The organism is Nocardioides stalactiti, from assembly GCF_014180715.1.
GTDB classification, from domain to species: domain Bacteria; phylum Actinomycetota; class Actinomycetes; order Propionibacteriales; family Nocardioidaceae; genus Nocardioides; species Nocardioides stalactiti.
In genome coordinates this window covers 1-24,143 of sequence record NZ_JACEFC010000068.1, presented here as the reverse complement: position 1 = coordinate 24,143, position 24,143 = coordinate 1, and the positions used below count along the sequence as shown (strand labels likewise).

The 24,143-nt window shown below is 71.2% G+C and carries 21 protein-coding genes; 11 read left to right on the top strand and 10 right to left on the bottom strand.

What is annotated here, in order from left to right; translation table 11 throughout:
* Nucleotides 1-763: CHAT domain-containing protein (locus tag H0487_RS14045; protein ID WP_183094857.1), on the top strand; the 763-nt coding region annotated here is incomplete at its 5' end.
* A gap of 4 nt (nucleotides 764-767) precedes the next feature.
* Here the strand turns inward: H0487_RS14045 and H0487_RS14040 are convergent.
* Nucleotides 768-1,196 (bottom strand): hypothetical protein, encoded by a 429-nt coding sequence (locus H0487_RS14040; RefSeq protein WP_183094856.1) that lies wholly within the window; start codon nucleotides 1,194-1,196, stop codon nucleotides 768-770.
* Nucleotides 1,197-1,246: 50 nt separating this feature from the next.
* Between H0487_RS14040 and H0487_RS14035 the strand changes: the two genes are divergently transcribed.
* The 5 genes from H0487_RS14035 (at nucleotide 1,247) to H0487_RS14015 (ending at nucleotide 7,571) form a co-directional block, all read left to right on the top strand.
* Nucleotides 1,247-3,172, top strand: a complete 1,926-nt coding sequence (locus H0487_RS14035) for an anthranilate synthase family protein (RefSeq protein WP_183094855.1) — start codon at nucleotides 1,247-1,249, stop codon at nucleotides 3,170-3,172.
* Nucleotides 3,173-3,182: 10 nt separating this feature from the next.
* Nucleotides 3,183-3,746: an anthranilate synthase component II gene (locus tag H0487_RS14030; protein ID WP_183094854.1), complete on the top strand. Its 564-nt coding sequence runs from the start codon at nucleotides 3,183-3,185 to the stop codon at nucleotides 3,744-3,746.
* On the top strand, nucleotides 3,743-5,089 hold the full coding sequence (locus H0487_RS14025) for an anthranilate synthase component I family protein (RefSeq protein WP_183094853.1): 1,347 nt from the start codon (nucleotides 3,743-3,745) through the stop codon (nucleotides 5,087-5,089). The genes H0487_RS14030 and H0487_RS14025 overlap by 4 nt, the downstream gene beginning before the upstream one ends.
* Before the next feature lie 266 nt (nucleotides 5,090-5,355).
* Complete coding sequence (locus tag H0487_RS14020; protein ID WP_183094852.1) at nucleotides 5,356-6,381, top strand: HesA/MoeB/ThiF family protein; 1,026 nt, start codon at nucleotides 5,356-5,358, stop codon at nucleotides 6,379-6,381.
* Entirely contained in the window at nucleotides 6,357-7,571 is a 1,215-nt protein-coding gene (locus H0487_RS14015; protein WP_183094851.1) for an MFS transporter, read from the top strand. Before H0487_RS14020 ends, H0487_RS14015 begins: the two co-directional genes overlap by 25 nt.
* Nucleotide 7,572: 1 nt before the next feature.
* Here the strand turns inward: H0487_RS14015 and H0487_RS14010 are convergent, their stop codons facing one another.
* From H0487_RS14010 to H0487_RS13990, 5 genes are read right to left on the bottom strand one after another with little or no spacing between them, the layout of a single operon-like run.
* The gene (locus tag H0487_RS14010; protein WP_183094850.1) at nucleotides 7,573-8,130 is read right to left on the bottom strand and encodes a hypothetical protein; all 558 of its coding nucleotides are present in this window, start codon (nucleotides 8,128-8,130) and stop codon (nucleotides 7,573-7,575) included.
* Nucleotides 8,123-9,529 (bottom strand): sensor histidine kinase, encoded by a 1,407-nt coding sequence (locus H0487_RS14005; RefSeq protein WP_183094849.1) that lies wholly within the window; start codon nucleotides 9,527-9,529, stop codon nucleotides 8,123-8,125. The genes H0487_RS14010 and H0487_RS14005 overlap by 8 nt, the downstream gene beginning before the upstream one ends.
* Nucleotides 9,526-10,233, bottom strand: a complete 708-nt coding sequence (locus H0487_RS14000; protein WP_312855947.1) for a response regulator transcription factor — start codon at nucleotides 10,231-10,233, stop codon at nucleotides 9,526-9,528. The genes H0487_RS14005 and H0487_RS14000 overlap by 4 nt, the downstream gene beginning before the upstream one ends.
* A 43-nt stretch (nucleotides 10,234-10,276) precedes the next feature.
* Nucleotides 10,277-11,137 carry a fructosamine kinase family protein gene (locus H0487_RS13995; RefSeq protein WP_183094848.1) on the bottom strand — a complete coding sequence of 287 codons (861 nt, stop codon included), beginning with the start codon at nucleotides 11,135-11,137 and terminating at the stop codon, nucleotides 10,277-10,279.
* Between the two features lie 33 nt (nucleotides 11,138-11,170).
* On the bottom strand, nucleotides 11,171-11,575 hold the full coding sequence (locus tag H0487_RS13990; protein ID WP_183094847.1) for a phage holin family protein: 405 nt from the start codon (nucleotides 11,573-11,575) through the stop codon (nucleotides 11,171-11,173).
* A gap of 96 nt (nucleotides 11,576-11,671) precedes the next feature.
* Here H0487_RS13990 and nhaA point away from each other — a divergent pair, with 96 nt between their 5' ends.
* On the top strand, nucleotides 11,672-13,057 hold the full coding sequence (nhaA, locus tag H0487_RS13985) for a Na+/H+ antiporter NhaA (RefSeq protein ID WP_220793402.1): 1,386 nt from the start codon (nucleotides 11,672-11,674) through the stop codon (nucleotides 13,055-13,057).
* On the opposite strand, the gene acs is transcribed toward nhaA, so the two are convergent.
* The 3 genes from acs to H0487_RS13970 all read right to left on the bottom strand — a co-directional run bounded on the left by acs (nucleotide 13,020) and on the right by H0487_RS13970 (nucleotide 17,218).
* Nucleotides 13,020-15,029, bottom strand: a complete 2,010-nt coding sequence (acs, locus tag H0487_RS13980; protein ID WP_183094846.1) for an acetate--CoA ligase — start codon at nucleotides 15,027-15,029, stop codon at nucleotides 13,020-13,022. The two genes, nhaA and acs, sit on opposite strands and share 38 nt — an antisense overlap.
* A gap of 162 nt (nucleotides 15,030-15,191) precedes the next feature.
* Nucleotides 15,192-16,823 carry a monocarboxylic acid transporter gene (locus H0487_RS13975; RefSeq protein WP_183094845.1) on the bottom strand — a complete coding sequence of 544 codons (1,632 nt, stop codon included), beginning with the start codon at nucleotides 16,821-16,823 and terminating at the stop codon, nucleotides 15,192-15,194.
* Nucleotides 16,823-17,218 (bottom strand): DUF485 domain-containing protein, encoded by a 396-nt coding sequence (locus H0487_RS13970; RefSeq protein WP_183094844.1) that lies wholly within the window; start codon nucleotides 17,216-17,218, stop codon nucleotides 16,823-16,825. The genes H0487_RS13975 and H0487_RS13970 overlap by 1 nt, the downstream gene beginning before the upstream one ends.
* 242 nt (nucleotides 17,219-17,460) lie before the next feature.
* Here H0487_RS13970 and H0487_RS13965 point away from each other — a divergent pair, with 242 nt between their 5' ends.
* Genes H0487_RS13965 through H0487_RS13950 form a run of 4 tightly spaced genes read left to right on the top strand, consistent with a single transcriptional unit; the run spans nucleotide 17,461 to nucleotide 23,058 of the window.
* Nucleotides 17,461-18,930: a pyridoxal phosphate-dependent decarboxylase family protein gene (locus H0487_RS13965; RefSeq protein WP_183094843.1), complete on the top strand. Its 1,470-nt coding sequence runs from the start codon at nucleotides 17,461-17,463 to the stop codon at nucleotides 18,928-18,930.
* A complete protein-coding gene (locus tag H0487_RS13960) occupies nucleotides 18,927-20,261 on the top strand; it encodes a lysine N(6)-hydroxylase/L-ornithine N(5)-oxygenase family protein (RefSeq protein WP_183094842.1) in 1,335 nt (444 codons plus the stop codon). The genes H0487_RS13965 and H0487_RS13960 overlap by 4 nt, the downstream gene beginning before the upstream one ends.
* Entirely contained in the window at nucleotides 20,258-22,552 is a 2,295-nt protein-coding gene (locus tag H0487_RS13955; protein WP_183094841.1) for a GNAT family N-acetyltransferase, read from the top strand. Before H0487_RS13960 ends, H0487_RS13955 begins: the two co-directional genes overlap by 4 nt.
* Complete coding sequence (locus H0487_RS13950) at nucleotides 22,549-23,058, top strand: GNAT family N-acetyltransferase (RefSeq protein WP_183094840.1); 510 nt, start codon at nucleotides 22,549-22,551, stop codon at nucleotides 23,056-23,058. The genes H0487_RS13955 and H0487_RS13950 overlap by 4 nt, the downstream gene beginning before the upstream one ends.
* A 6-nt stretch (nucleotides 23,059-23,064) precedes the next feature.
* Here H0487_RS13950 and H0487_RS13945 read toward each other — a convergent pair.
* On the bottom strand, nucleotides 23,065-24,143 hold a 1,079-nt coding region (locus tag H0487_RS13945; RefSeq protein WP_183094839.1), incomplete at its 5' end, for a PucR family transcriptional regulator.

Below are 24,143 nucleotides of genomic sequence, written 5' to 3'. Positions count from 1 at the left end.
CGTGAACACCGCGGACCTCGGCCGCCGCCTCCAGCAGGCGATCCTCGGCGACGCGGTTCGCCTGCTCCCTGACGGACCGATCACGCTCGCTCCGACCGCTCGCCTGCACGGGCTCGCGTGGTCGCTGCTCCCGACCTTGCACGACCGGCCGTTCAGCATCGTCCCGTCGGCAGGTCAGTGGCTGAGAGCCACCGCGACCGAGCGTCCCGACCCGCGTCGCACCCTCCTGGTGGCCGGTCCGGACCTCGAGTCCGGCGGCGCCGAGGTGCCGATCCTCGCCAGCAGGCACCCGGACGCGCTCCTCCTCGACGGCAGCAACGCCACCCTGGCGGCCGTCGTCGAGGTCCTCGACGGCGCCAACCTCGCGCACCTCGCCACCCACGGACACTTCCGCGCCGACAGCCCGCTGTTCTCGGCCCTCGACCTGGCCGACGGTCCGCTCACCGTCCACGACCTGGAGCGCTTGCGTCGCGCGCCGTACCGCGTCGTCCTCTCCGCGTGCGAGTCCGGTGTCCTCGCCCCGGTCGGCGCCCAGGAGCTGCTCGGACTCGCCGCGGCGCTCTTCTCGCTCGGCACCGCCGGTCTCGTCAGCAGCGTCGGCGAGGTCAACGACGCCGCCACCGCCGACCTGATGGTCGGCCTCCACGACGGTCTGGCCCGCGGCGAGGACCCCGCCACCGCCCTCCACGCGGTCCGCCGGACGGCAGCCGGCGACCCGGTCGCCGCCGGCACCGCCGCCGCCTTCCTCGCCCTCGGCGTCTGAGCCCTCACCCCTCGGGCGTGGCCTCGTGGCCCGCCCGGCCGTGGGTACGACGGTCCTCCTTCATCTCCGCCTCGTAGAGGTGGCGCTTCCCTTCGACCAGCGCCTCGCGGGCCGCGCGCTCCACGGACCTGAACGTCGCGTAGTAGCCGTCGTCGTACTCCTCCACGACCTGGAAGGTCCACCGCCCCTCCAGCACGTTCCGGCCGACCAGCTCCTCCTCGATCCGGTCCGCGAGCTCGTGGTGCCCTGCCTCCCGGAGCTGGTCGACGCCCTTGCCGAGGGTCAGGTCGGCGGTGCCGGAGAGCCGGTGGAACGTGTAGAGATGGCCGCGGGCGACCTCGACCGCCTCCAGCGCCTCGGAGATGGTGCCGAGCGCCTCGACGGTGAGGTCGTCGACGCCGTCGGGGCGGGTGTGGTCCGAACCTGGTCCCATGACCGACAGGTGCCCCGATCGGACGGTCCCGAGACCCCTAAACTTCCGACATGACTGAGCCCTCCCTCACGCCCAAGGAAGCCATCACGGCCATCCAGGGGCACGAGGCGTGGGCGATCATCCGGCGCTCCACCCGGTCCGGTGACCGCGACACGGTCGGGCTGCTCGGCGGCCGCCGCTGGGTCGCCGACTCGATCATGGACATCCCGCTCGAGGAGGGGCCGCCGGCCGACGGCCGGCAGTGCGACCGACTCGTCGCCGTACCGTTCCGCCAGGTCGCCGAGCGCGGCTTCGAGGCCCACGACGACGGCACCCCGCTGGTCGTCGTCGACGTCGAGGAGGAGCGGGAGTACTCCGTCGCCGAGATCATCGGCGCGATCGACCCGACCGAGGTGGACTTCGTCGACCGCGGCGGCTTCGACGTGGACGACGACGACTACGCCAAGGTCGTCGAGGCGATCATCAAGGACGAGATCGGCCAGGGGGAGGGCGCCAACCTCGTCGTCGGTCGTCACTACCGCGCGGTCGTCGCCGACTGGGGGGCCGACAAGGCGCTGACCGTCTTCCGTCGGCTGCTCGAGCGCGAGCGCGGCGCCTACTGGACGTTCCTCTTCTTCACCGGTGACCGCTACCTGGTCGGCGCCAGCCCCGAACGGCACGTCAGCGTGCATGGCGGCGACGTCCGGATGAACCCGATCTCCGGCACCTTCCGGGTGCGGCCGCCCGCGGGCGACGACCGCCGGATCGAGGCCCGGCTCGCTGAGTTCCTCAAGGACGAGAAGGAGATCTACGAGCTCTTCATGGTCGTCGACGAAGAGCTCAAGATGATGTGCGACATCTGCCACGAGGGCGGCCAGGTGCTCGGTCCGTTCCTCAAGCCGATGACGCACCTCATCCACACCGAGTACCTCCTCGCCGGCCGCAGCCGCAACGACGTCCGCGCGATCCTGCGCGACACCATGTACGCCGCCACGGTCACCGGGTCGCCGGTCGAGAACGCCTGTCGTCTGATCAAGGCCTACGAGCCGGAGGGCCGCGGCTACTACGGCGCCGCGCTCGCGGTGATCGGCCGCGACGAGGACGGGCTCCCGGTCATCGACAGCCCGATCGTCATCCGCACCGCCGACGTGGACCTCGACGGACGCCTGAAGGTGACCGCCGGCGCGACCCTGGTCCGCGACTCCGACCCGGCCTACGAGGTCGCCGAGACGCACGCCAAGGCCGGCGGCATCCTGTCGGCCTTCGGCCTCGTGCCCCCGGCGCCGGAGCACGGCGTCGACCTCGCGGCGCTGGCTGCCGACGAGGACGTCCTCATCGCGCTCAACGCCCGCAACCGGCGGCTGTCCGGCTTCTGGCTGACCGACCAGGCCGGTACGCCACCGGACCCACGGCTGGCCGGCAAGAGCGTCGTCATCCTCGACGGCGAGGACGACTTCGTGAACATGCTGCGGCACCTGCTCGCGGTCATGGGCATGACCAGTGCCGTCGTCCGGCACGAGGACTACACCCCCGGCTGCCTCGACGGTTTCGACCTGGTCATCGTCGGCCCCGGGCCCGGTGACCCGCGTGACGACGCCGACCAGAAGATGGTCAACCTGCGCCACGCCGTCGGCTCGTTGCTCGCGGCCGAGCGGCCGTTCCTCGCCGTCTGCCTCGGTCACCAGGCGCTGTGCCACCAGCTCGGCATCCCGCTCGGCTACAAGGACATCGTGTTCCAGGGCACCCAGGCCGAGGTCGTCGTCAACGGCCGCCGCGAGCGGGTGGGGTTCTACAACACCTTCGTCGGTCGCCCGGGCGCCGACACGGTGCTGCCGGCCGGCGTGAGCGTCGAGTGCGACCCGGAGAGCGGCGACGTCAACGCGTTGGCCGGTCCGCACTACCGGGGCGTCCAGTTCCACGCGGAGTCGATCCTCACCGAGCGCGGCTGGGACATCGTCCACGACCTGGTCTCCGCGGTCTTGCTGCCGGACGGCTGAGCGGCGCCGGATGGGTCGCCCGCCGGACGTCGTCGTGGTCGACCACCACGACTCCTACACGTGGAACCTGGTGCACCTGGTCGCCGGCGTGACCGGGGTGCTGCCGCCGGTCGTGCAGCACGACGCAGGTACGCCGGGCGGGCTCGCGGCGTACGACGTGATCGTGCTGTCGCCGGGGCCGGGCCACCCCGACGAGCACGACTGGTCGCTGCTGGACCTGGGCCGTCCGGTGCTCGGCGTGTGCCTGGGGATGCAGGGGATCGTCACGCACTTCGGCGGCACGGTCGACCGTGGCCGGCCGGCGCACGGTGAGGTCGCCCGGGTGCGCCACTCGGCGTCCGGTCTCTTCGAGGGGGTGCCGCAGGACTTCGCCGCCGTCCGTTACCACTCGCTCCGGGCCCACCAGGTGCCGGACGTGCTCGAGGTGGTCGCCACCTGCGACGGCGAGGCGGGTGACGTCGTGATGGCGGTCGAGCACCGGGACCTGCCGATCGCGGGCGTGCAGTTCCACCCCGAGTCGATCCTCACCGAGCACGGCGCGGCGATGATCCGCAACTTCCTGGAGCGCGCATGAGCACCCGCGCCGACGCGGCGGCCGCGTTCACCGAGGTGGCGGCCGCGCACCCGCGCTGTGTCTGGCTCGACGGCGGCGGCGCTCGCGAGTGGTCGCGGCAGCGCTCGATCATCGGCTGGCTCGACGAGGACGACGTGTCGCTCACCTACGACGCCGCCGCGCGCGAGGTGACCCGTCACCGCGGCTCCCGCAGCGAGGTCGTCGGCGACGACCCCTTCGTCGTGCTCGAGGCCGAGCTCGCCGCCGGGAGCCCGAGCGACCAGTGGTTCGGCTACTTCGGCTACGCGGCTCGTCCGGACCTCCCTGCCCGGCCCGACCCCGACCTGCCGGACGCGGTCTGGATGCGTCCCTCCCACGTCCGGATGTTCGAGCATGTCGAATCCGTACCTTTCGACCCTCGAATCGAGACCTTCCTGCCCGGAGAAGCCGCGGCTCGGCGCAGGAAGGTGGGGATTCGGCGCAGGAAGGTCGGGATTCGCGAGGGTGGGGCGGGGGTGCCGGAGGAGTACGCCGATGCGTTCGCCCAGGTCCAGGAGCAGCTGGCCGCCGGCAACTCCTACGAGGTCAACCTCACCCACCGGCTGCGCATCGACAGCGCGACGGACCCGGTCGCGGCCTACCTCCGGCTGCGCAGCCTCAACCCCGCGCCGTACGCCGGCTACCTCCAGCACTCCGTCCCCGGCCGCCCCGACGCGACGGGCCGGCTGCTCAGCAGCTCGCCCGAGCGCTACGCCCTGGTGACCGCCGACCGGGTGCTGGAGACCAAGCCGATCAAGGGCACCACCTCGCGCGGCAGCACCCGCGTCGAGGACGAGGCGGCGCGGGAGCGGCTGGCGACCGACCCGAAGTTCCGGGCCGAGAACCTGATGATCGTGGACCTGCTCCGCAACGACCTGTCGCAGGTCTGCGAGGTCGGCAGCGTGGAGGTCCCGACCCTGATGGAGGTCGAGTCCTACGCCTCGGTGCACCAGCTCGTGTCGACGGTCCGCGGTCGGCTCCGCGACGACGTCACCACGGTCGGTGCCCTGCGGGCGCTCTTCCCGGCCGGTTCGATGACGGGTGCGCCGAAGCTGCGCACGATGGAGATCATCGACACGGTCGAGGCCACCCCGCGCGGCGCGTACGCCGGAGCGTTCGGCTGGGTGTCCGGCGACGGTCGCGCGGACCTGGGGGTGGTCATCCGCACCCTGCTGCACGCGGGGGGCGACTACCTCCTCGGCACCGGCGGCGGCATCACCGTCGACTCCGCCGTGGCGGACGAGCACGCCGAGACGCAGTGGAAGGCCGAGCGCCTGCTCCGCGCGCTGGCTCGTCCAGGGACCGATTCCGCCGCCTCCCTTTAGGGGCTGTACTCCTCTCGCCAAAAGTTCGCGAAACGGCGTAAGGAAGAGCACCCGTCCGACGTCTATGGGGTGCGACCGCCTCTCGGGCAGCTGTGCGCCCGGTCCTGTCTTGCGGTCGCCGGGGCGAGAGGAGGACAGCATGCTCAAGCTCGGTGGCAACTAAGGAACCGCGCGCCGGGGAGGACTGGATCCTCCCCGGCACGCTCGTCGTCAGAGGCAGATCCAAGGAGTCTCCATTGGGTGAACGACACCACCTACTGTCCCCCGTGGTCACGCTGGGGCACTATCGCCAGAATCTGGTGCTGAGCGGTGGCTCGTTGATGAAGGTAATCCCGCTCGGCCCTCGAGCGACAGCGCTTGTCCAGGCGTGCGACTTCTGGACCGAACCGCGCACGGTCGCCGCAGTAGAGGCGAACCTTCGTTCGGCCGGCCACACGGAGGAGGACGTCAGCGGGGCGGTCGAACTGTTGCTCGAGCCTGGCTATCTGGTCGATCCGGCGATCGACTTCGGGACGCGCTACGCCCGCCCTCATCTCTACTACTCGATGCATGGCGTCGACCCTGGAGCGGTTCAGGCGCGCCTTTCCTCCAGCCACGTGGTGATTCTCGGCTGCGGTGGGATCGGGAACTTCGTCGCGCCCAGTCTCGCGACGGCCGGGGTCGGACGCCTTTCCTTGGTCGACGCGGATCGGATCGAGCTCTCGAACCTCACCCGACAGTTCATGTTCACGGAGGCGGATGTGGGTGATAGCAAGATCGCGGTCCTCGCAGATCAGCTCAGGAAGCGACACGGCGGTGCCGAGATCGACACCTTCTCCTTGAACATTGCGAGCGAGGCCGACCTTGACCAACTGCCGGCGTGCGATCTCATCATCGTCTCCGCCGACACCCCGAGCGTCCTGTTGAATTGGGTCAACCGCTACGCACACCGAGTCGCCACCCCGTTCCTGCCCATTGCCTACATCGAGGACATCGCCACCTGGGGGCCGTTCGTCATTCCAGGTGCGACGGCCTGCTTCGACTGCGTAGTCCAGGTCGCAGAGCTGCCCACCGACGCGTCCGACCAACGTGACCAGATGGCGAGGGTCAATGCCCGCTATCAGGCACCGTCGAACGGCCCCACCAACATGGTCAGCTCAGGCTTGGCCACCTTGGATGCTCTCCGCTACCTGGGCGGATTCGGCGCGGTGCAGAGCGTCGACGCCCGGATCGGCCTTTGGTTGGATCGAACTGAGTTCGAGCAACAGAGGTATGTCCGCGACCCCTCGTGCCCCACGTGCTCGCCGGGCTAGGAGCGGATCGCCAGCTGAGAGCAATCGCGCTGGTCGGCGCCGGATTTCTTGCTGCCCGGATGCTGATCGGGGCGACCTCGACGCTCTTCCTCGTGTCGAGGGGGCTGCCGTTGCAGCAAGTAATCGCCCTCAAGGGAACCCAAGCAATGGTGATCCTGGCGTTGGACGTGCCGTTGTCCTACCTGGCCGATCGGGTCGGCCGGAAGGTCGCGGTCTGCGTCGCAGGGACGTCCGGGGTCCTCTGGCTGGCCATGACGGCGTACTCGCCCGACCTGTGGTGGCTCTATGTGGCGGAGGCTTTCAACGCGGTGTCGTTCGCTCTCTTCAACGGTGCCTACGACGCCATCCTTATCGACCGATGGCTCACCGTGCATCCGGACGGACGTGTCGTCGATTGTCTGACTGCCTTCACCACGGTGAGCTTCACCGTCATGGCCGTGGCCGCTGGTATCGGTGGCCTGTTCGGGCCGCCGGACTCTCCAGCGGTGTGGTGGATCGCTGCCTCGACGCTGACGGCCGTCACGGGATACGCCGTCGTCGGTCTCCCCTCGGACAGGGCGAGCCGAGCGACCGTGCGGCGAGGTCTTGCGTCGGACGTGCGGACTCTGCGCGCTGTGGGACGGCGAGGGGGCGCGGCCTTGGGGCTGGTCGTCGTCGCTTCGGTCGCTGGCCAGTTTGCCTACCAGCTCCTCATCCAGTTCTGGCAGCCGCTCTTCACCACTGACCTGGAGGATCGTCAGACCGGGGTGATCCTGAGCGGCGTGTTCGTGCTGATCCTTCTCGCACAGTCGCGAGCAGGCTGTCTGACGCGGCGGCAAGGCGCGATCCGGACGACGACCATCTGCGCCGCTCTCTTCGTCTGCTTCGCGTTGCTCCAGAGGGACGAGGGATCTGGGGGGATCACGACAGCAGTCGCGCTGATAGGCGCGTTCGCGGCGCTGCGTGCACTGTTGAATCTCTGCGATGGCGAGCTCAACGAGATGTTCGAGGGCGAGCTCAGGGCCACGTCGCTCTCAGTCGTCTCCACGATGGTCCGGGTCTCGATCGTCGTGTGCGCGCCCGCCCTTGCCCCGCTGCACACGGCTCACGGAACTGGTGTCGTCGCCTGGGTGTGTCTCGCATCGTCACTTCTGAGTGGCGGCGCGCTGGCACTTCGCGCCATGCGCGTCGCGGGCGGCGGCGGTGGCTGAGTCACTCTGCGGCTGACGACTCGTCGGTCACCCCCGAGTCGACGGCGTGCTTGGACAGCGTGGTCAGCAGGTCGCTGATGCCGGCGACCACCGCGGCCTCGTCGTACGGCGCGGGGTCGACGACGTTGATGCTCTGGATGAGGTCGCCGTTGGCCACGAAGCCGGACACGGCGAGGTTCTTGGGGCCGGCGTTGACGATGATCCGGGTCGCGTCGGCGCCCTCGACCTGCGGCGACGTCGACGTGGCGTCGGGCGAGAGGTCCATGGTCTCGAAGGCCTCGTCGAGGGTGCCGGAGAACAGCAGGTAGTTGACGGTGACGGCGGGATCGCCCTCGGCGGCCGGCACGAACCGGCACTCGGGAGCGGTCGTCTCGCCGTTCTCCTCCTCCGCGACCGTGCCGAACGCGTCCTCGATGGTCGTCGGGTCCAGCACATCGCACGGGTTCCACAGCGCGGGCGTCTCGTCGGGCAGGTCGGGCTTGTCGCCGACCTCCTCGCCGCCGCACCCTGACAGGACGAGGACCGCCGCTGCCGCGCCGACCGCCGCGAACCTACGCATCCGTCGTCTCCGTTCCGGGCAGCTTGAGCACCAGGCGTGCTCCGCCGTCCACGTTCTCCGTCGCCTGCACCGACCCGGCGTGGCGGTCGGCCACCTGGCGCACGATGGCCAGGCCGAGCCCGGAACCCGGCAGGGTGCGCGAGTCGGCGGACCGCCAGAACCTATCGAAGATCCAGGCCCGCTCCTCCTCGGGGATGCCGGGGCCCTGGTCGTCGACGGTCAGCACGCCGTCGCTGAGCCGGACCATCACGTGGCCGCCCTCAGGGCTCCACTTGGCCGCGTTGTCGAGGAGGTTGGTGACGGCACGGTCGAGCGCCGGCGCCTCGCCGACGACCCACCACGGCCGGGTGAAGACCTCGAACGTGATGTCCGGGGCGCGGCGCCGGACGCGCTGCACGGCGTGGTCGACGACGTCGGCGAGGTCGACCGGCTCGACGGTCGGGGCGACCGGCTCGTCGCGCGCGAGCTCGGTGAGGTCGCCGATGAGGGTCGTGAGCTCCTCGATCTGGGCACGGATGTCGTCCATCAGCTCGGCACGCGCCTCGGGGGGCAGGGCCGAGGTGTCGCCCGACATCGTGAGCAGCTCGACGTTGGTGCGCAGCGAGGTCAACGGAGTGCGCAGCTCGTGGCTGGCATCGGCGACCAGCTGTCGCTGGCGGACCCGCGAGGCGTCGAGCGAGGTGAGCATCTGGTTGAACGCCGACGCCAGCCGCGCCACCTCGTCGTCACCTTCGACGGGCAGCGTGGTGAAGTCCTCGGTCCGGGCGATCCGCTCGACGTCGAGGGTGAGCCGGCGGACCGGGCGCAGGCCGTTGCTCGCGACCAGCCAGCCGGCCATCCCGGCAACGAGGACGCCGACGCCGCCGAACGCGATGGTCACCCAGCCGAGCCGTGACAGGATCCGGTCCTGGTCGTCGAGCGGCTGTGCGATGACGAGGGCGATCCCCGGTTCGTGGGTGGGGACCGTGACGACCCGGTAGCGGTCGTCCTCGATCCGGATGGTGCGGATGCTGGAGCTGCGCTCGCCCCGGGCGACGTCGCGCTCGGGCTGGCCGAGCAGGATGTCGGGCCCGCGGTCCAGGACCCGGCCGTCGCCCTCGGCGGGCAGGAAGGCGATCCGGACGTCGGCGGCGCCGAGCGCCCACGACGGCACGTCGCTCTCCAGCAGGACGTCGGACCCGGCGGCGGCGTACGCCCGGTTCTTCAGGGAGTGGTCGAGGCTCTGCTGCATCTGGTAGCGCGTGGTGGCGTAGGCCGCGACCGCGACGAACGCGACCGACAGCCCGACCGCCATCATCGTGAGCAGGATGACCCGGCTGGCCAGCGAGCGCCGGTAGTGCCAGCGTCCGTCCGGGCCGGGACCGACCGCGAGGCCGGACCCCGCCCAGAACGTGCTCATGACTCCTTCAGCACGTAACCCACGCCGCGCACGGTGTGGATGAGCCGGGCCTCGTCGCCGGACTCGGTCTTGCGACGCAGGTAGCCGACGTAGACCTCGAGCGAGTTGGCCGTCGTGGGGAAGTCGTAGCCCCAGACCTCCTCGAGGATGAAGCTGCGCTCGAGCACCCGGCGCGGGCGGCGCAGGAACATCTCCAGCAGCGTGAACTCGGTCCGGGTCAGCTCGATGGAGCGCGAGCCGCGGGTGACCTCACGGGTGGTGACGTTCATGGTGAGGTCGGAGAAGGAGAGCACCTCCTCCTCGTCGCCGTCCTCGTGCGGCACGACCCGCCGGAGCAGGGCACGCAGCCGGGCCAGCAGCTCCTGGAGCGCGAACGGCTTGGTGAGGTAGTCGTCGGCGCCCGCGTCGAGGCCCTCGACCCGGTCACCGACGGCGTCCCGCGCGGTGAGCACGAGGATCGGTACGTCGTTGCCCGCGGCGCGGAGCGCGCGGGTGGCGTCGAGGCCGCCGAGCCGCGGCATCATCACGTCCATCACGACGACGTCGGGTGCCACCGCGCCGATGCCGGCCAGGGCCTCGGCGCCGTCGCCGGCGAGGTGGACGTCGTAACCGTTGAACTCCAGCGACCGCCGCAACGAGTCCCGCACCGCGCGGTCGTCGTCGACGACGAGGACCTTCGGCAGGTGGGGAGGGCGCGTGGACACGCCCCCATGATGACGGAAGCGGCTGAGCGTCCGCTGAGAGGTGCTACAGGTAGCGCGACGCGATCTTGGCGGCGCGGGCGCCGTAGCCGCCGCCGAACAGGCAGGCGTGCACGAGCAGCGGGAACAGCTGGTGGATGCCGAGCCGGTCCTGCCAGTCGTCGCCGAGCGGCGCGACCTCGTCGTACGCGGCCATCACGTGGGGGAGCTGGGGCAGCCCGAAGAGGGTGAGCATGGCGAGGTCGACCTCACGGTGACCGCCGTAGGCGGCCGGGTCGATGACCACGACCCGGTCCTCCTGGCCCCACAGCACGTTGCCGTTCCACAGGTCGCCGTGGAGGCGGGAGGGCGGCTCGTCGGGGACGATCTCGCCGACGCGTGCGGCGGCCCGCTCGACCAGGTCGGCGTCGGCGGCCGCGATAAGCCCCTTGTCACGAGCGACCCGCAGGTACGGCGTGATCCGGCGCTCGACGTAGAACTCGCCCCACGTCGGTAGCGGCTGGTTGCCCAGCGGGAGCCGGCCGATGTAGCCGTCGGCCTCCGCGCCGAAGCCGGCGGCACCGCTGAGGTGGGTGCGGGCCAACGCCCGCCCGAAAGCGGCCGCCGAGTCCTGGTGCGGCTTGCTGGTCTCGACCCAGGCGAGGATCAGGCAGTCCGCGTCGACGGCCAGCACCTCGGGGGTGGCGACGCCGTCCTCAACCTCGGCGAGCCAGGCCAGACCCGCGGCCTCGCGCTCGAAGAAGGCCGGCGGGGCCTGGGTGAGGGACTTGAGGAACGCCGTCCGACCGCTGGAGAGGCGCAGCTTGACCGCGCTGGACACGTCACCGCCCGCGACCGGCGCGGTCGAGATGACCGACGAGCCGAGCAGCTGCTCGGCACGTCCGGCGACTGCCGGTTGCCGCGTCATCCCAGATCCCCCTCGCCTACTCCATGGCCAGTGTCAGGCCTGTCCCTTGAGTGCACGCGGGATCTCTCGACCCTGCTCGATCGCTCGTTCGGGCGCCTTGACCTGCTTGAGCTTCTTGATGCCCAGCAGGATCAGGAGCACCGAGACCGTCAGCCAGAAGCCGGCGACGATCAGGAACGACCAGTGCAGCCCGAGGCCGTCGCCGTTCCAGTTGATGAAGTACGCCGCTGCGACCGACAGGATGATCACGAACAGCACGAGGAAGAAGACCGCGGACAGCAGGAACACCGTGCCGATCCCACCCGCGGTGACGCTCACCTTCAGCTCGGACTTCGCGAGCTGGATCTCCTTGCGCATGAGCGTCGAGAAGTCGGCTTGCGCGTCCTTGATGAGACGCCCGATCGTGGGCTCTTCGGTCTGGGTCGTGTCAACGGCCATGCTCGCGACCCTACCGAAGCCGGTAGGCTCCGTCCCAGGTGAGCCGGGAAGTCTGGTCGGCGTGGTTCCACCGACCCCGACCGAACCGAGGCACCAGTGAGCTCACCGCCCCCCGACCGACCGACCGACGACGCCGTCTGGCGGGTCGGCCCGGTGCTCAGCGCCAGCGACCGGCGGCTCGCTCGCTACGTCGCGCGGCCCCTGCGCGAGTTCCTGCGTGTCGAGCTGGGTGGGTCCTTGCTGCTGCTCGTCGCCACGGCGGCCGCGTTGCTGTGGGCGAACTCCGGTTGGTCCGCGACGTACGACGACTTCTGGCACCTCGAGCTCGGGTTCTCCGTCGGCAGCTTCGAGCTCGTGGAGTCGTTGCAGCACTGGGTGAACGACGCCTTGATGGTGATCTTCTTCTTCGTGGTCGGGCTCGAGATCAAGTACGAGCTGGTCCACGGCGACCTCCGGGACCCGCGGACCGCGGCGTTGCCGATCGTGGCCGCCTTCGGCGGCATGGTCGTCCCGGCCGTCCTCTACGTCGCGGTCGCCGGTGGTGGCGAGGCCGGCGCGGGCTGGGGCATCCCGATGGCGACCGACATCGCGTTCGCCGTCGGTGTGCTGGGTGTCCTCGGCCGGCGGATCCCGTCGGCCGCTCGGTTGTTCCTGCTCACGCTCGCGATCGTCGACGACATCGGCGCGATCCTGGTGATCGCCGTCTTCTACACCGAGGACCTGGGACTGGGCTGGCTCGCGCTCGCGTTGGCATTCCTCGGGGTGGTCGTCGTGATGCGTCGGTTGCGGGTGTGGGCGGTGCCGGCCTACGGGATCGTGGGCGCGGCCACCTGGTTCGCGCTCCTGCAGTCGGGCGTGCACGCCACGCTCGCGGGGGTCGCCTTGGGCCTGCTGACGCCGGCCACGGCGCTGCTGCGGCCCGAGGTCGCGAGCGACTACGCGCGAGAGGCGCTCGACGACCGTCGGCTCGATCCCGACGAGGTCCACCGGCTCCGGTTCCTGGTCGTCGAGTCGGTCCCGGTGGTCGAGCGGCTGCAGCACCACCTGCACCCGTTGTCGGCGTACGTCGTGCTCCCGGTCTTCGCACTGGCCAACGCGGGGGTGGACGTCCGCGGAGGCGCGCTCGGCGATGCGCTCACCTCGCCGGTGGCGCTCGGGATCGGCGTCGGGCTGGTGCTGGGGAAGCCGATCGGCATCGTCCTCGCGAGCGCGCTCGCCGTCCGGCTGCGAGTGGCCCGACTGCCCGAGGGGGTCGGCTGGGGCCAGCTCGTCGGCGTCGGCTTCGTCGCCGGGATCGGCTTCACCGTCTCGTTGTTCATCGCCGGGCTCGCCTTCCCTGACGCCCCGGGCCTCGCCGCCGACGCCAAGGTAGGGATCCTGCTCGCCTCGCTGGCCGCAGCCGGGGCCGGCCTCGTCGTGCTGAGACTGGCCCCGGCTGGTCCGGTCAGTCCTCCGAGCTCGAGCTCATCCCCTGAGAGATGAGGGACATCACCGAGGAGTCGGCCAGGGTGGTCACGTCCCCGACCTCGCGGTTCTCCGCGACGTCGCGGAGGAGCCGGCGCATGATCTTGCCCGAGCGGGTCTTGGGCAGCTCGGCGACGATCATGATCTGCCGCGGGGTGGCGATCGGGCCGATCTCCTTGCGGACGTGGCCGCGCAGCTCCTGGACGATCTCCGGGCCACCGTCACCCGCGGACTCCCGCAGGATGACGAACGCGCACACGGCCTGACCGGTGTCCTCGTCCTTGGCGCCGACCACGGCGGCCTCGGCGACCTTGGGGTGGGAGACCAGGGCGGACTCGATCTCGGTCGTCGAGAGCCGGTGCCCCGAGACGTTCATGACGTCGTCGACCCGGCCGAGGACCCAGATGTCCCCGTCGGCGTCCTTCTTGGCGCCGTCACCGGCGAAGTAGTAGCCACGGTCGGCGTAGGTCTTCCAGTAGGTGTCGACGTAGCGGTCGCGGTCGCCCCAGATGGTGCGCAGCATCGAGGGCCACGGCTCGGTGATGACGAGGTAGCCCCCCGAGCCGTTGGGCACCGAGTCGCCCTGGTCGTCCACGACGTCGGCAGCGATGCCGGGGAGCGCGGTCATCGCCGAACCCGGCTTGCCGGCGGTCACGCCCGGCAGCGGGCTGATCATGAGGGCGCCCGTCTCGGTCTGCCACCAGGTGTCGACGATCGGCGTCCCCTGGCCGTTGTTGCCGGCGCCGCCGATGACGTCGCGGTACCAGATGTAGGCCTCCGGGTTGATCGGTTCCCCGACCGACCCGAGGATCCGCAGGCTCGACATGTCGGACTTGTCCGGCACGTCGCGGCCCTGCTTCATGAAGGAGCGGATCGCGGTCGGCGCGGTGTAGAAGAGCGTCACGCCGTACTGCTCGATGATCTGCCACCAGCGGCCCCGCTCGGGCGCGTCCGGGGTGCCCTCGTAGACGACCTGGGTCACCCCGTTGGCCAGCGGCCCGTAGACGATGTAGCTGTGGCCGGTCACCCAGCCGATGTCGGCGGTGCACCAGTAGACGTCGGTCTCGGGCTTGAGGTCGAACACCGCGTGGTGGGTGTACGACGTCTGGACCAGGTAGCCGCCGGTGGTGTGCAGGATGCCCTTGGGCTTGCCGGTCGAGCCCGAGGTGTACATGACGTAGAGCGGGTGCTCGGCGTCGAACGCCTCGGGGGTGTGGTCGGTCGAGGCAGCCCCGACGACGTCGTGCCACCAGACATCCACATCGTCGTCCCACCCGCTCGGACCGAGGTCCTGGCCGGTACGACGGACGACCAGCACCTTCTCGACGAGGTCGGTCTTGGTGCGGGCCTCGTCGCCCGCCGGCTTGAGCGCCGCGGGGGCGCCGCGGCGGTAGCCGCCGTCGGACGTGATGACCAGCTTGGCCTGGCAGTCGTCGATCCGAGACGCGAGGGCGTCGGCGGAGAACCCGCCGAACACCACCGTGTGCGGCGCACCGATCCGGGCACAGGCGAGCATCGCCACGATCGCCTCGGGGATCATCGGCATGTAGATCGCGACCCGGTCGCCGGCCGCGATCCCCAGGTCGGTCAGCGCGTTGGCCGCTTGGCAGACCTCGTCCTTGAGCTGGGCGTAGGTGATGTCGCGGGTGTCGTCGAGCGGCTCGCCGACCCAGTGGATCGCGACCTTGTCGCCGCGGCCGGCCTCGACATGGCGGTCGACGCAGTTGTAGGCCGCGTTGATCTTGCCGCCGGTGAACCACTGGTAGAAGGGCGGGTTCGAGTCGTCGAGGACGGTGTCCCAGCGCTCGGCCCAGGTGAGGCGCTCGGCCTGCTCGGCCCAGAACGCGGGGCGGTCCGCAGCGGCGCGCTCGTAGGCCTCGGCGGTCACGTTCGCGTGCGCCGCCAGCTCGGCCGGAGGCTCGAACCGCCGGTTCTCGGTGCTGAGGTTGGCGAGCGTCTCCTCAGACGTCGGGCTGTCGGTCACGGTCATCTCCTGGGTCCTCCGGGGGTCGTGCGGATCACACTAGGGCGGGCCCGGTGAGTGTGACCACGGGTGGGTTGCGGCGGGGTTGCGTGGGGTTGCGCGGGGTGGCGCCGGGTTGCGGTCAGGACGGCGGGGCCGACGCCCGAGAGCGCCGGCCCCGCGCGGTCGTCAGTGGCTGGTCGCCTGCTCGGCGCCGGCGCCCGTGAGGGCGCGGACCTCGAGCTCGGTGAAGCGTTCCTCCGCGGAGGGCTCGCGGGACGTGACCGTCCCGAGCCACCCGAAGAAGAAGCCCAGCGGGATCGACACCAGACCGGGGTTCTCGAACGGGAACCACGAGAAGTCGATGTCGGCCGGCAGCAGCGAGAGGCTCTTGCCGGTCACCGGGTCGGCGCCCTTGCCGGAGACGACCGGCGAGAACATGACCAGGCCCACGGCGGAGACGAGGCCGCCGTAGATGCTCCACGTGGCGCCGCGGGTGTTGAAGCGTCGCCAGAACATGTTGTAGACGATCGCCGGCAGGTTGGCCGACGCCGCGACCGCGAACGCCAGCGCCACCAGGAAGGCGATGTTGAGGTTCTGCGCGGGGATCGCGAGCAGGATGGCGATGCCGCCGATCGCGGCCGCGGCGATCCGGGTCATCCGGATCTCCTCCTTCTCGGTCGCCTGCCCCTTGCGGATCACGCTGTTGTAGATGTCGTGCGCCACCGAGGACGACGACGTCAGCGTCAGGCCGGCGACGACCGCCAGGATGGTCGCGAACGCCACCGCCGCGATGATCGCGAGCAGGATCGCGCCGCCGGTCGACCCGGCACCGCCGCCGACCGCCTCCGCCAGCAGCGGCGAGGCGAGGTTGCCCTTCGACTCCGCCACCTCCGCCGCCTCGTCACCCTTGAGCAGGGCCGCGGCACCGAAGCCGAGGACCAGCGTGAAGAGGTAGAAGACCCCGATGAGGCCGATCGCCCACAGCACCGACTTCCGGGCATCGCGCGAGGTCGGCACCGTGTAGAAGCGGATGAGGATGTGCGGCAGGCCGGCGGTCCCGAGCACGAGGGCCAGGCCCAGGCTGAGGAAGTCGAGCTTGCTCGTCAGGTCCGCGCCGTACTTGAGGCCCGGCTCGAGGAACGCGCTGCCGTGGCCGGAGTTGCTGGCCGCGCCACCGAGGAGCTCGGAGAGGTTGAAGTCGAACTTCGCGAGGACGAGGACGACGATCAGGGCGGACCCGGCCATGAGGAGCACGGCCTTGACGATCTGGACCCAGGTGGTGCCCTTCATGCCACCGACGGTGACGTAGAAGATCATCAGCGCGCCGACACCGAGGATGACGATGTTCTTGACGAACTGGTCGTCGACGCCGAGCAGCAGGGCGACGAGAGCGCCCGCGCCGACCATCTGCGCGAGCAGGTAGAAGATCGAGACGACGACGGTGGAGGTCGCCGCCGCCATCCGCACCGGCGTCTGCCGCATCCGGTAGGCGAGCTGGTCGGCCATCGTGTAGCGACCGGAGTTGCGCAGCATCTCGGCGACGAGGAGCAGGGCCACCAGCCAGGCGACGAGGAACCCGATCGAGTAGAGGAAGCCGTCGTACCCGGAGAGCGCGATAGCGCCGGAGATGCCGAGGAACGACGCTGCGGACATGTAGTCGCCCCCGATCGCCAAGCCGTTCTGGAAACCCGAGAACGACCGGCCGCCGGCGTAGAAGTCGGCCGTCCCGCTGCTCTGGCGGCTCGCCCAGAAGGTGATCCCGACGGTCAGCGCGACGACGCTGAGGAAGAGGACGGTGGTGAGTACCTGGTGGTCCATCAGTGGCTCCCGGTCCCGCGCGACGACTTGCCCTCGAGCGCGACGAAGCGCTGCTCGAGCTCCTTGGCCAGGGGGTCGAGCCGGGCGGTCGAGTAGCGGCTGTAGACCCACGCGATGAGGAACGTGGTGGCGAACTGCAGCAGGCCGAACACGAGTGCGACGTTGATGTTGCCGACCACCTTGGTGCCCATCAGGTCGCCGGCCCAGTTGGAGAGGGCGACGTAGAGCAGGTACCAGCTGAGGAACGCCACGGTCGCCGGGAAGACGAAGCTCCGGTAGCGGCGGCGCAGCTCGGCGAACTCCTCCGTCGCGTGCAGCTGGTCGTAGACCGGGTCGTGCCGATCGGCTCGGGGCCCGACCGGCGCTGCCGGGTCGGGGGCGATGTCGTGGGACACGGGGACCTCCTTCAAGAGGGTGGGTGTGACGGCCGTCACGGACGCTAGGAGCGGCCGGTACCCACCGGGCAGGGGTGCGGGCGGTCGGCGCGCCCAGCGGGAACGGGTTGTCGATGAACGGTCGTCCTGGCGCGACGAACGGTCGGGTCGCTGTGACGCAGCGCACGTGGTCAGGGGAGTGACAGCCCCCCGGGGGAAGTGAATAAGGTAAGCCTTACCTAATCATCTCGGAGAGGCCTCTCGTGTACCCCCCACCGCTGCACCACGTCTTCCACCCGGCGAACGCCGACCACTACGCCTCGACCGTCCGCGCCGGGCTCGAGCACCTCGTCCGGACCCTCGGCGGGGTCGCCGGCCCGGCGACCGGCCGGAGCGTGGCCGGGGCCGCAGCACGGGTGACCGCGGTCGACCTCGACGTCCCGCTCGGCGACACCGGAGCGGCGCTCGCGGAGCTCTCGCAGGTGTGGCTGGACGACGCCGTGTGGTTCCACGAGCCGACGTACGCGGCCCACCTCAACTGCCCGGTCGTGGTGCCGGCGTTGCTCGCCGAGCTGTTCATCGCGTCGGTCAACAGCTCGATGGACACCTTCGACCAGAGCGTCGGCGGCACCTTCGTCGAGCGGCACCTCGTCGACTGGACCGCGCGGCGGATCGGGTTCGGCCGCACCGCCGACGGCGTCTTCACCAGCGGCGGCAGCCAGTCGAACCTCCAGGCACTGCTCCTGGCGCGGGGGGCGCTGGAGCGGGAACCGCTGGGCCGGTTGCGGATCCTGGCGTCGGCGGACAGCCACTTCTCGGTGCAGAAGTCGGCGCGGCTGCTCGGGCTGGGCGAGGACAGCGTGGTCTGCGTGCCGACCGACGAGCGGCACCGGATGGACCCGGTCGCGCTCGACCGCTCGCTCGCCGCGTGCACCGCGCTCGGCCTCCGCCCGATGGCGATCGTCGCCACCGCCGGCACCACCGACTTCGGGGCGATCGACCCCCTCCCCGAGATCGCCGACCTCGCGCGGGCCTACGACACCTGGCTGCACGTCGACGCGGCGTACGGCGGCGGCCTGCTCGTCTCCCCGCGCTACCGGCACCGGCTGGCCGGCATCGACCGCGCCGACTCCGTGACCGTCGACTACCACAAGACGTTCTTCCAGCCGGTCTCCTCCAGCGCGCTGCTGGTCCGTGACGGAGCCCTGCTGGCGCCCGCGACGTGGCACGCCGACTACCTCAACCCCGAGGACCCGGCCGTCGCCTCGCCCAACCAGGTCGACAAGAGTCTGCAGACCACGCGCCGCTTCGACGCCCTCAAGCTGTGGCTCACGCTGCGGATGATGGGGCCGGACACGCTCGGCGACTACGTCGACGCCCTGGTCGACCTGGCCCGCGACACCTACGTCGCGGTCGCCGACGAGCCCGACCTCGAGGTGGCGGCCCGGCCCGAGCTCAGCACGCTCGTGTTCCGCTACGCGCCGTCGGGTCTCGACGAGCCTGCGCTCGCCAGCCTCAACACCCGCATCCGGGCCGCGCTCTACGAGTCGGGCCGCGCCATGGTCGCCGCGACCAGGGTGGACGGCCGGCAGTTCCTCAAGCTCACCCTGCTCAACCCGCTCGCCACCGTCGGCGACATCGTCGGCGTCGTCGACCTGGTCCGGGCGACCGGCGCCCGGCTGCTCGCGGACGAGCCGGCAGCGGTCGCGTCGACGCTCGAGGTCGCGCGATGAGCGGCACCGACGTCGTCCACGACTTCGTCGCGGTCGGGCTCGGGCCGTTCAACCTCGGTCTCGCCTGCCTCGCCGACCCGCTGCGGTCCAGCGAGGGCCTCGACGGGGTCTTCCTCGAGGCACGGGCCGGCTTCGACTGGCACCCCGGCATGCTGCTCGACGACGCCACGCTCCAGGTGCCGTTCCTGGCCGACCTGGTCACGATGGCCGACCCCACCTCGCGCTGGTCGTTCCTCAACTACCTCAAGCAGAGCGGCAACCTCTACCCCTTCTACATCCGCGAGAGCTTCTACCCGCTGCGCCGGGAGTACGACGACTACTGCCGGTGGGCCGCCGAGCGGCTCGGCTCGGTGCGGTTCGGCGAGCAGGTGCTCGCCGTGGCGCACGACGGCTCGTCGTACGTCTCCACCACCAGCACGGGCCGGACCTTCCGCAGCCGCCGGCTCGTCCTCGGCATCGGCACCTCCCCGAGGGTGCCCGCGCTGCTGCGCCCGCTCCTCGGCGCGGCCGGTGTCACCCACTCCGCCGACTACCTCGCGCACAAGGCCGACCTCCAGCGCCGGCGCACCATCACGATCGTCGGCAGCGGCCAGAGCGCTGCCGAGGTCTATCTCGACCTGCTGGTCGAGGCGCCCGACCACGACTACGAGCTGGTCTGGCTCACCCGCAGCCCGCGGTTCTTCCCGATGGAGTACACCAAGCTCACGCTGGAGATGACCTCTCCGGAGTACGGCGCCTACCACCGGGCGCTCCCGGTCGAGACCCGCGACCGGCTGACGCGCGAGCAGCGCCACCTCTTCAAGGGGATCAGCGCCGACCTGGTGGACGCCATCTTCGACCTCCACTACCAGCGGCGGGTGAGCGGCGACGGGCCTCGGACGACCCTGCTCACCAACACCGAGGTGCAGGGGGCCGGCTCTGCGGGTGCGAGCCACGAGCTCGACCTGCTGCACGTGGAGACCGGTGAGTCCTTCGGGCTCGTCACCGACGGACTGGTGCTGGCGACCGGCTACGCGCCGACCGCGCCGGACTTCCTCGACGGAGTCCGCGACCGGGTCCGCCTCGACGAGTGCGGCCGGTACGACGTCGCGGGGGACTACTCCGTCGACGTCGCGGGCGGCGAGATCTTCGTCCAGAACGCCGAGGAGCACACCCACTCGCTGCTGGCGCCCGACCTCGGGATGGGCGCCTACCGCAACTCCGTGATCATCGCCGCGATGGTGGGTCGCGAGGTCTATCCGATCGAGAAGCGGATCGCGGTGCAGACCTTCGGGGTGCCCGACCACCTGCGTCGGTCGCCGGCCCCGATGGCCGAGGCGGTCGCACGATGATGCTGACGCTCGAGCCGCTCGTCCTCGGGACCGACCCGGACCTCGCGGACCTGCTCCACACCTGGGTGACGCACCCGCGCTCGGTCTACTGGATGATGCAGGACGCCTCGGTCGCCGACGTCCGGGCGGAGTACGACCGGGTCGGAGCGGACCCGCACCACGAGGCCTTCCTCGGGCTCGCCGACGGGCGTCCCGCGTTCCTGGCGGAGACCTACGACCCGCGGTTCTCCGCCCTGGCCGACCTGCCCGAGCTGGAGCCCGGTGACCTCGGGATGCACGTGCTGGTCGCGCCTCCGGGCGGTGACCTCCTCCCGGGTTTCACCACCCAGGTCTTCGCCGCCGTGATGGCACACTGCTTCGCCGACCCCGCGGTCCGGCGCGTCGTCGTCGAGCCCGACGCGGCCAACGCCGCTATCCGGCGCAAGAACGTGGCCGCCGGGTTCGTCGAGGTCCGCGAGGTCCCGCTCCCCGGCAAGACCGCGATGCTGTCGTTCTGCACGCGCTCCGCCTACGAGGCGGCCTGCGGCACCGACCACCGCCACGGCGACGGGACCGCGCACCTCACCCCCGCGCTCATGGAGCGCTCGCACCGGCACCTGGTGGCGAAGGCGATCGGGGAGTACGCCCACGAGCGGCTCCTCGCGCCGGTGCCCGACCCCGAACGACCGAACGGCTGGACGCTCGAGACCGGCGGGTCGTCGTACCGCTTCACCGCACGGAGGCACGCCCTCGACCACTGGGTCGTCGACCCGGCGTCGATCGAGCCGACGCCGGACGCGCAGGTGTTCGTCGCCGGGCTGGCGCCGGTGCTGGGCATCCCGGACTCGCTGCTGCCGACCTACCTCGAGGAGATCGCGTCCACCCTGGCGGCCGGTGCGTGGAAGCTCCGGCACCGGCGGGTCCCGGTCGCCGAGCTCGTCGACGCCGACTACCAGGCCGTCGAGGCGGCGATGACCGAGGGCCACCCGGCGTTCGTCGCCAACAACGGCCGGATCGGCTTCGGTCTCGACGACTACACGGCGTTCGCGCCGGAGGCGGGGGTGCCGGTCCGTCTGCACTGGCTGGCCGCGCACCGGACGGCCACCCGGCTGACGCTCGGCGACGGACAGGCCGAGGCCTCGTTGTACGGCGACGAGCTCGCGCCCGAGGTTCGGGCCCGCTTCGCGGCGCGGCTGCGCGGGCTGGGCCTGGACCCGGCCGACTACCTCTTCCTGCCGGTCCATCCGTGGCAGTGGGTCAACAAGCTGGCGGTCACGTTCGCGCCCGACGTCGCGCGACGCGACCTGGTGCACCTGGGAAGCGGCGACGACGAGCACCGGCCCCAGCAGTCGATCCGGACGTTCTTCAACCTCAGCCGCCCGGAGCGGCACTACGTGAAGACGGCGCTGGCGATCCAGAACATGGGCTTCCTGCGGGGGCTGTCGCCCGCTTACATGGAGGCGACGCCGGCGATCAACGACTGGGTCGCCGCGACAGTGCACGGCGACGCGGAGCTCCGGGAGTGCGGCTTCCGGGTGCTGCGCGAGGTCGCGGCGATCGGCTACACGGGGGACGCCTTCCACCGCACGGCCGGCCCCTCGCCGTACCGGAAGATGATCGCGGCACTCTGGCGCGAGAGCCCGGTGCCGCTGCTGGGTGACGGCGACCGGCCGATGACGATGGCCGCGCTGCTGCACCGCGACGCCGACGGCGACGCCCTGGTGACGGCCCTGGTCAAGGCGTCACCGATCGACGCCGCGACCTGGGTCCGGTCCTACCTGCGGTCCTACCTGCGCCCGCTCGTCCACTGCCTCTACGCCTACGACCTGGCGTTCATGCCGCACGGGGAGAACGTGGTGCTGGTGCTGCGCGACCACGTCCCGGTGGCTGCCTTCATGAAGGACATCGGCGAGGAGGTCGCCGTGATGGGGGACCTGCCGCTGCCCCCGGAGGTCGAGCGGATCCGCGGCTCGTTCCCCGAGGACGTCAAGGCGTTGGCCGTGCACACCGACGTGTTCGACGGCGTGCTCCGCTTCGTCGCCGCGATCCTGGACGAGGACGGTGTGCTCGACGAGCGCGAGTTCTGGGGACTGGTGCGGGCGACGATCGAGGAGCACGCGGCCGACCACCCGGAGCTCGCCGCGGCCGCGGCGCGTTACGACCTCCTGCGGCCGACCTTCCGGCACAGCTGTCTCAACCGGCTCCAGCTGCGCAACACGCTCCAGATGGTCGACCTGAGCGACCAGGCGGAGTCGCTGATGTTCGCTGGCAGGCTGGACAACCCCGCGACCCGTCCCGAGGAGGACCGATGACCGTCACCCTGCGCCCCGTCGACCCGGCCGCCGACGCCGGGATCCTGCACACCTGGGTGACCCAGGAGCGGGCGTCGTTCTGGGGCATGGTGGACTGCGACGTCGACCGGGTCGCGGAGATCTACTCCTTCATCGACGACCAGGAGCACCTCGCGGCCTACCTGTTCCTGGTCGACGGGACGCCCGTCGGGCTGCTCCAGACCTACGACCCCGCCGTCGACGAGATCGGGGAGTGGTACGACCGGCGGGCCGGTGACGTCGGCATCCACCTGCTGCTCTCCGACGACCCGGCGCGGGTCGGCCGGACCGCGGAGATCGTCGCGGCCGGACTGGCGTTCGTCGCGGCGCTGCCCGGCTGCGCGCGGATGGTCTTCGAGCCCGATGCCCGCAACGCCGCGTCCGTGGCGATGGTCGAGCGGATCGGCGCCCATCGCGGTCCGCTCGTCCAGATGCGGACGAGCATCACCGACAAGCCGGCGCAGTTCTTCTTCCTGCCGGTGTCCTGATGCCGGTCAGCCGCGCGTCTGCAGGGCGATCCAGGCGGAGACCCGCACGTCGGGGTCGTCGAGGTCCCGGCCGAGGGCGTCGCCGATCTCGGTGAGCCGGTTGCGCACCGTGTTGCGGTGCAGGCCGAGCTCGTCGGCGACCTTGAGCCGGGACCCGTGGTGGCGCAGGAAGCAGGCGAGGATCTCCTGCTGGCGATCGTCGAGCGGTGCGAGGAACGAGGCGGCGAAGGCGCTGGCGACGTCGTCGTCGAGGAGGCCGACGGGGCCCTCGCGGACCAGGTCGTCCCAGTGCACGACCTGTCTCGTCGGGGTGGTCCGCGCCAGCGCCCGTTCGGCGGTGTCCTCGGTCGCTCCCACGCCGACCCGGAGCCCGCTCCCGGCGAGACGACCGGCGATCCGGGTCACTGATCCGGCCGGTGCGAGGACCCAGAGCGTGTCGTCGAGCGGCGCGGCGAGGACCCGGTCCTGCTCGAGCGCGGCGAGCGCGTCGTCGCGCAGGTCGTCCGGTCCGGCCGCGCGCAGCACGAGGCCGCCCGGCGGGAGCGGCGGGGCGTCGATGATGGAGCAGAGGAGCTCGGCCGTGTCTCGCTCGCCGCGGGCCAGCAGCTCCGGGACGCGGGCTCGGATCCGGCGGCCGGTGTCGCGTCCGACCAGCTCCTGCTCGGCGACCAGCCCGAGGACGGCGACGGCGGTGGTGACGGTCGTCCGCCGCACGGCGGAGGCGCGGCCCGGGACGAGCGCGCCGAGGTAGCCGACGGGACGGTCCCGCAGCCCGACCGGGACCAGCAGCGTGGTGCTGAGCTCGTCGCCGTACGACGACGCAGCCCGCAGGCCTGGCGACCGGATCCGCTCCAGCACGGCGACGGCCTCGCCGAGGTCGGCCAGCTGCCGCCGCGGCCCGGTGGGTGGCTGCACGACCCGGCCGTCGGGTGCCAGCAGGAACGCGGCACCGTCGAGCAGGCGGCCGAGCTCGCGGACGACGGCCACGGTCGGCTCGGGCCGCATCGCTGCCGCGGTCAGGCGCCGCTGCGCGTCGAGGGCGAGCTGGGCCTCAGCGACGTCCCTCGCCTCGATGAGCCGGGCGG

Bases quoted from the DNA above. Each gene is read 5' to 3' on its own strand.
- H0487_RS14010 (WP_183094850.1), bottom strand. From the start codon at position 8,130: ATGCGTAGGTTCGCGGCGGTCGGCGCGGCAGCGGCGGTCCTCGTCCTG.
- H0487_RS14035 (WP_183094855.1), top strand. From the start codon at position 1,247: ATGACTGAGCCCTCCCTCACGCCCAAGGAAGCCATCACGGCCATCCAG.
- acs (WP_183094846.1), bottom strand. From the start codon at position 15,029: ATGACCGTGACCGACAGCCCGACGTCTGAGGAGACGCTCGCCAACCTC.
- H0487_RS14005 (WP_183094849.1), bottom strand. From the start codon at position 9,529: ATGAGCACGTTCTGGGCGGGGTCCGGCCTCGCGGTCGGTCCCGGCCCG.
- H0487_RS13960 (WP_183094842.1), top strand. From the start codon at position 18,927: ATGAGCGGCACCGACGTCGTCCACGACTTCGTCGCGGTCGGGCTCGGG.
- H0487_RS13990 (WP_183094847.1), bottom strand. From the start codon at position 11,575: ATGGCCGTTGACACGACCCAGACCGAAGAGCCCACGATCGGGCGTCTC.
- H0487_RS13950 (WP_183094840.1), top strand. From the start codon at position 22,549: ATGACCGTCACCCTGCGCCCCGTCGACCCGGCCGCCGACGCCGGGATC.
- H0487_RS14030 (WP_183094854.1), top strand. From the start codon at position 3,183: ATGGGTCGCCCGCCGGACGTCGTCGTGGTCGACCACCACGACTCCTAC.
- H0487_RS13955 (WP_183094841.1), top strand. From the start codon at position 20,258: ATGATGCTGACGCTCGAGCCGCTCGTCCTCGGGACCGACCCGGACCTC.
- H0487_RS13995 (WP_183094848.1), bottom strand. From the start codon at position 11,137: ATGACGCGGCAACCGGCAGTCGCCGGACGTGCCGAGCAGCTGCTCGGC.
- H0487_RS14025 (WP_183094853.1), top strand. From the start codon at position 3,743: ATGAGCACCCGCGCCGACGCGGCGGCCGCGTTCACCGAGGTGGCGGCC.
- H0487_RS13975 (WP_183094845.1), bottom strand. From the start codon at position 16,823: ATGGACCACCAGGTACTCACCACCGTCCTCTTCCTCAGCGTCGTCGCG.
- H0487_RS14040 (WP_183094856.1), bottom strand. From the start codon at position 1,196: ATGGGACCAGGTTCGGACCACACCCGCCCCGACGGCGTCGACGACCTC.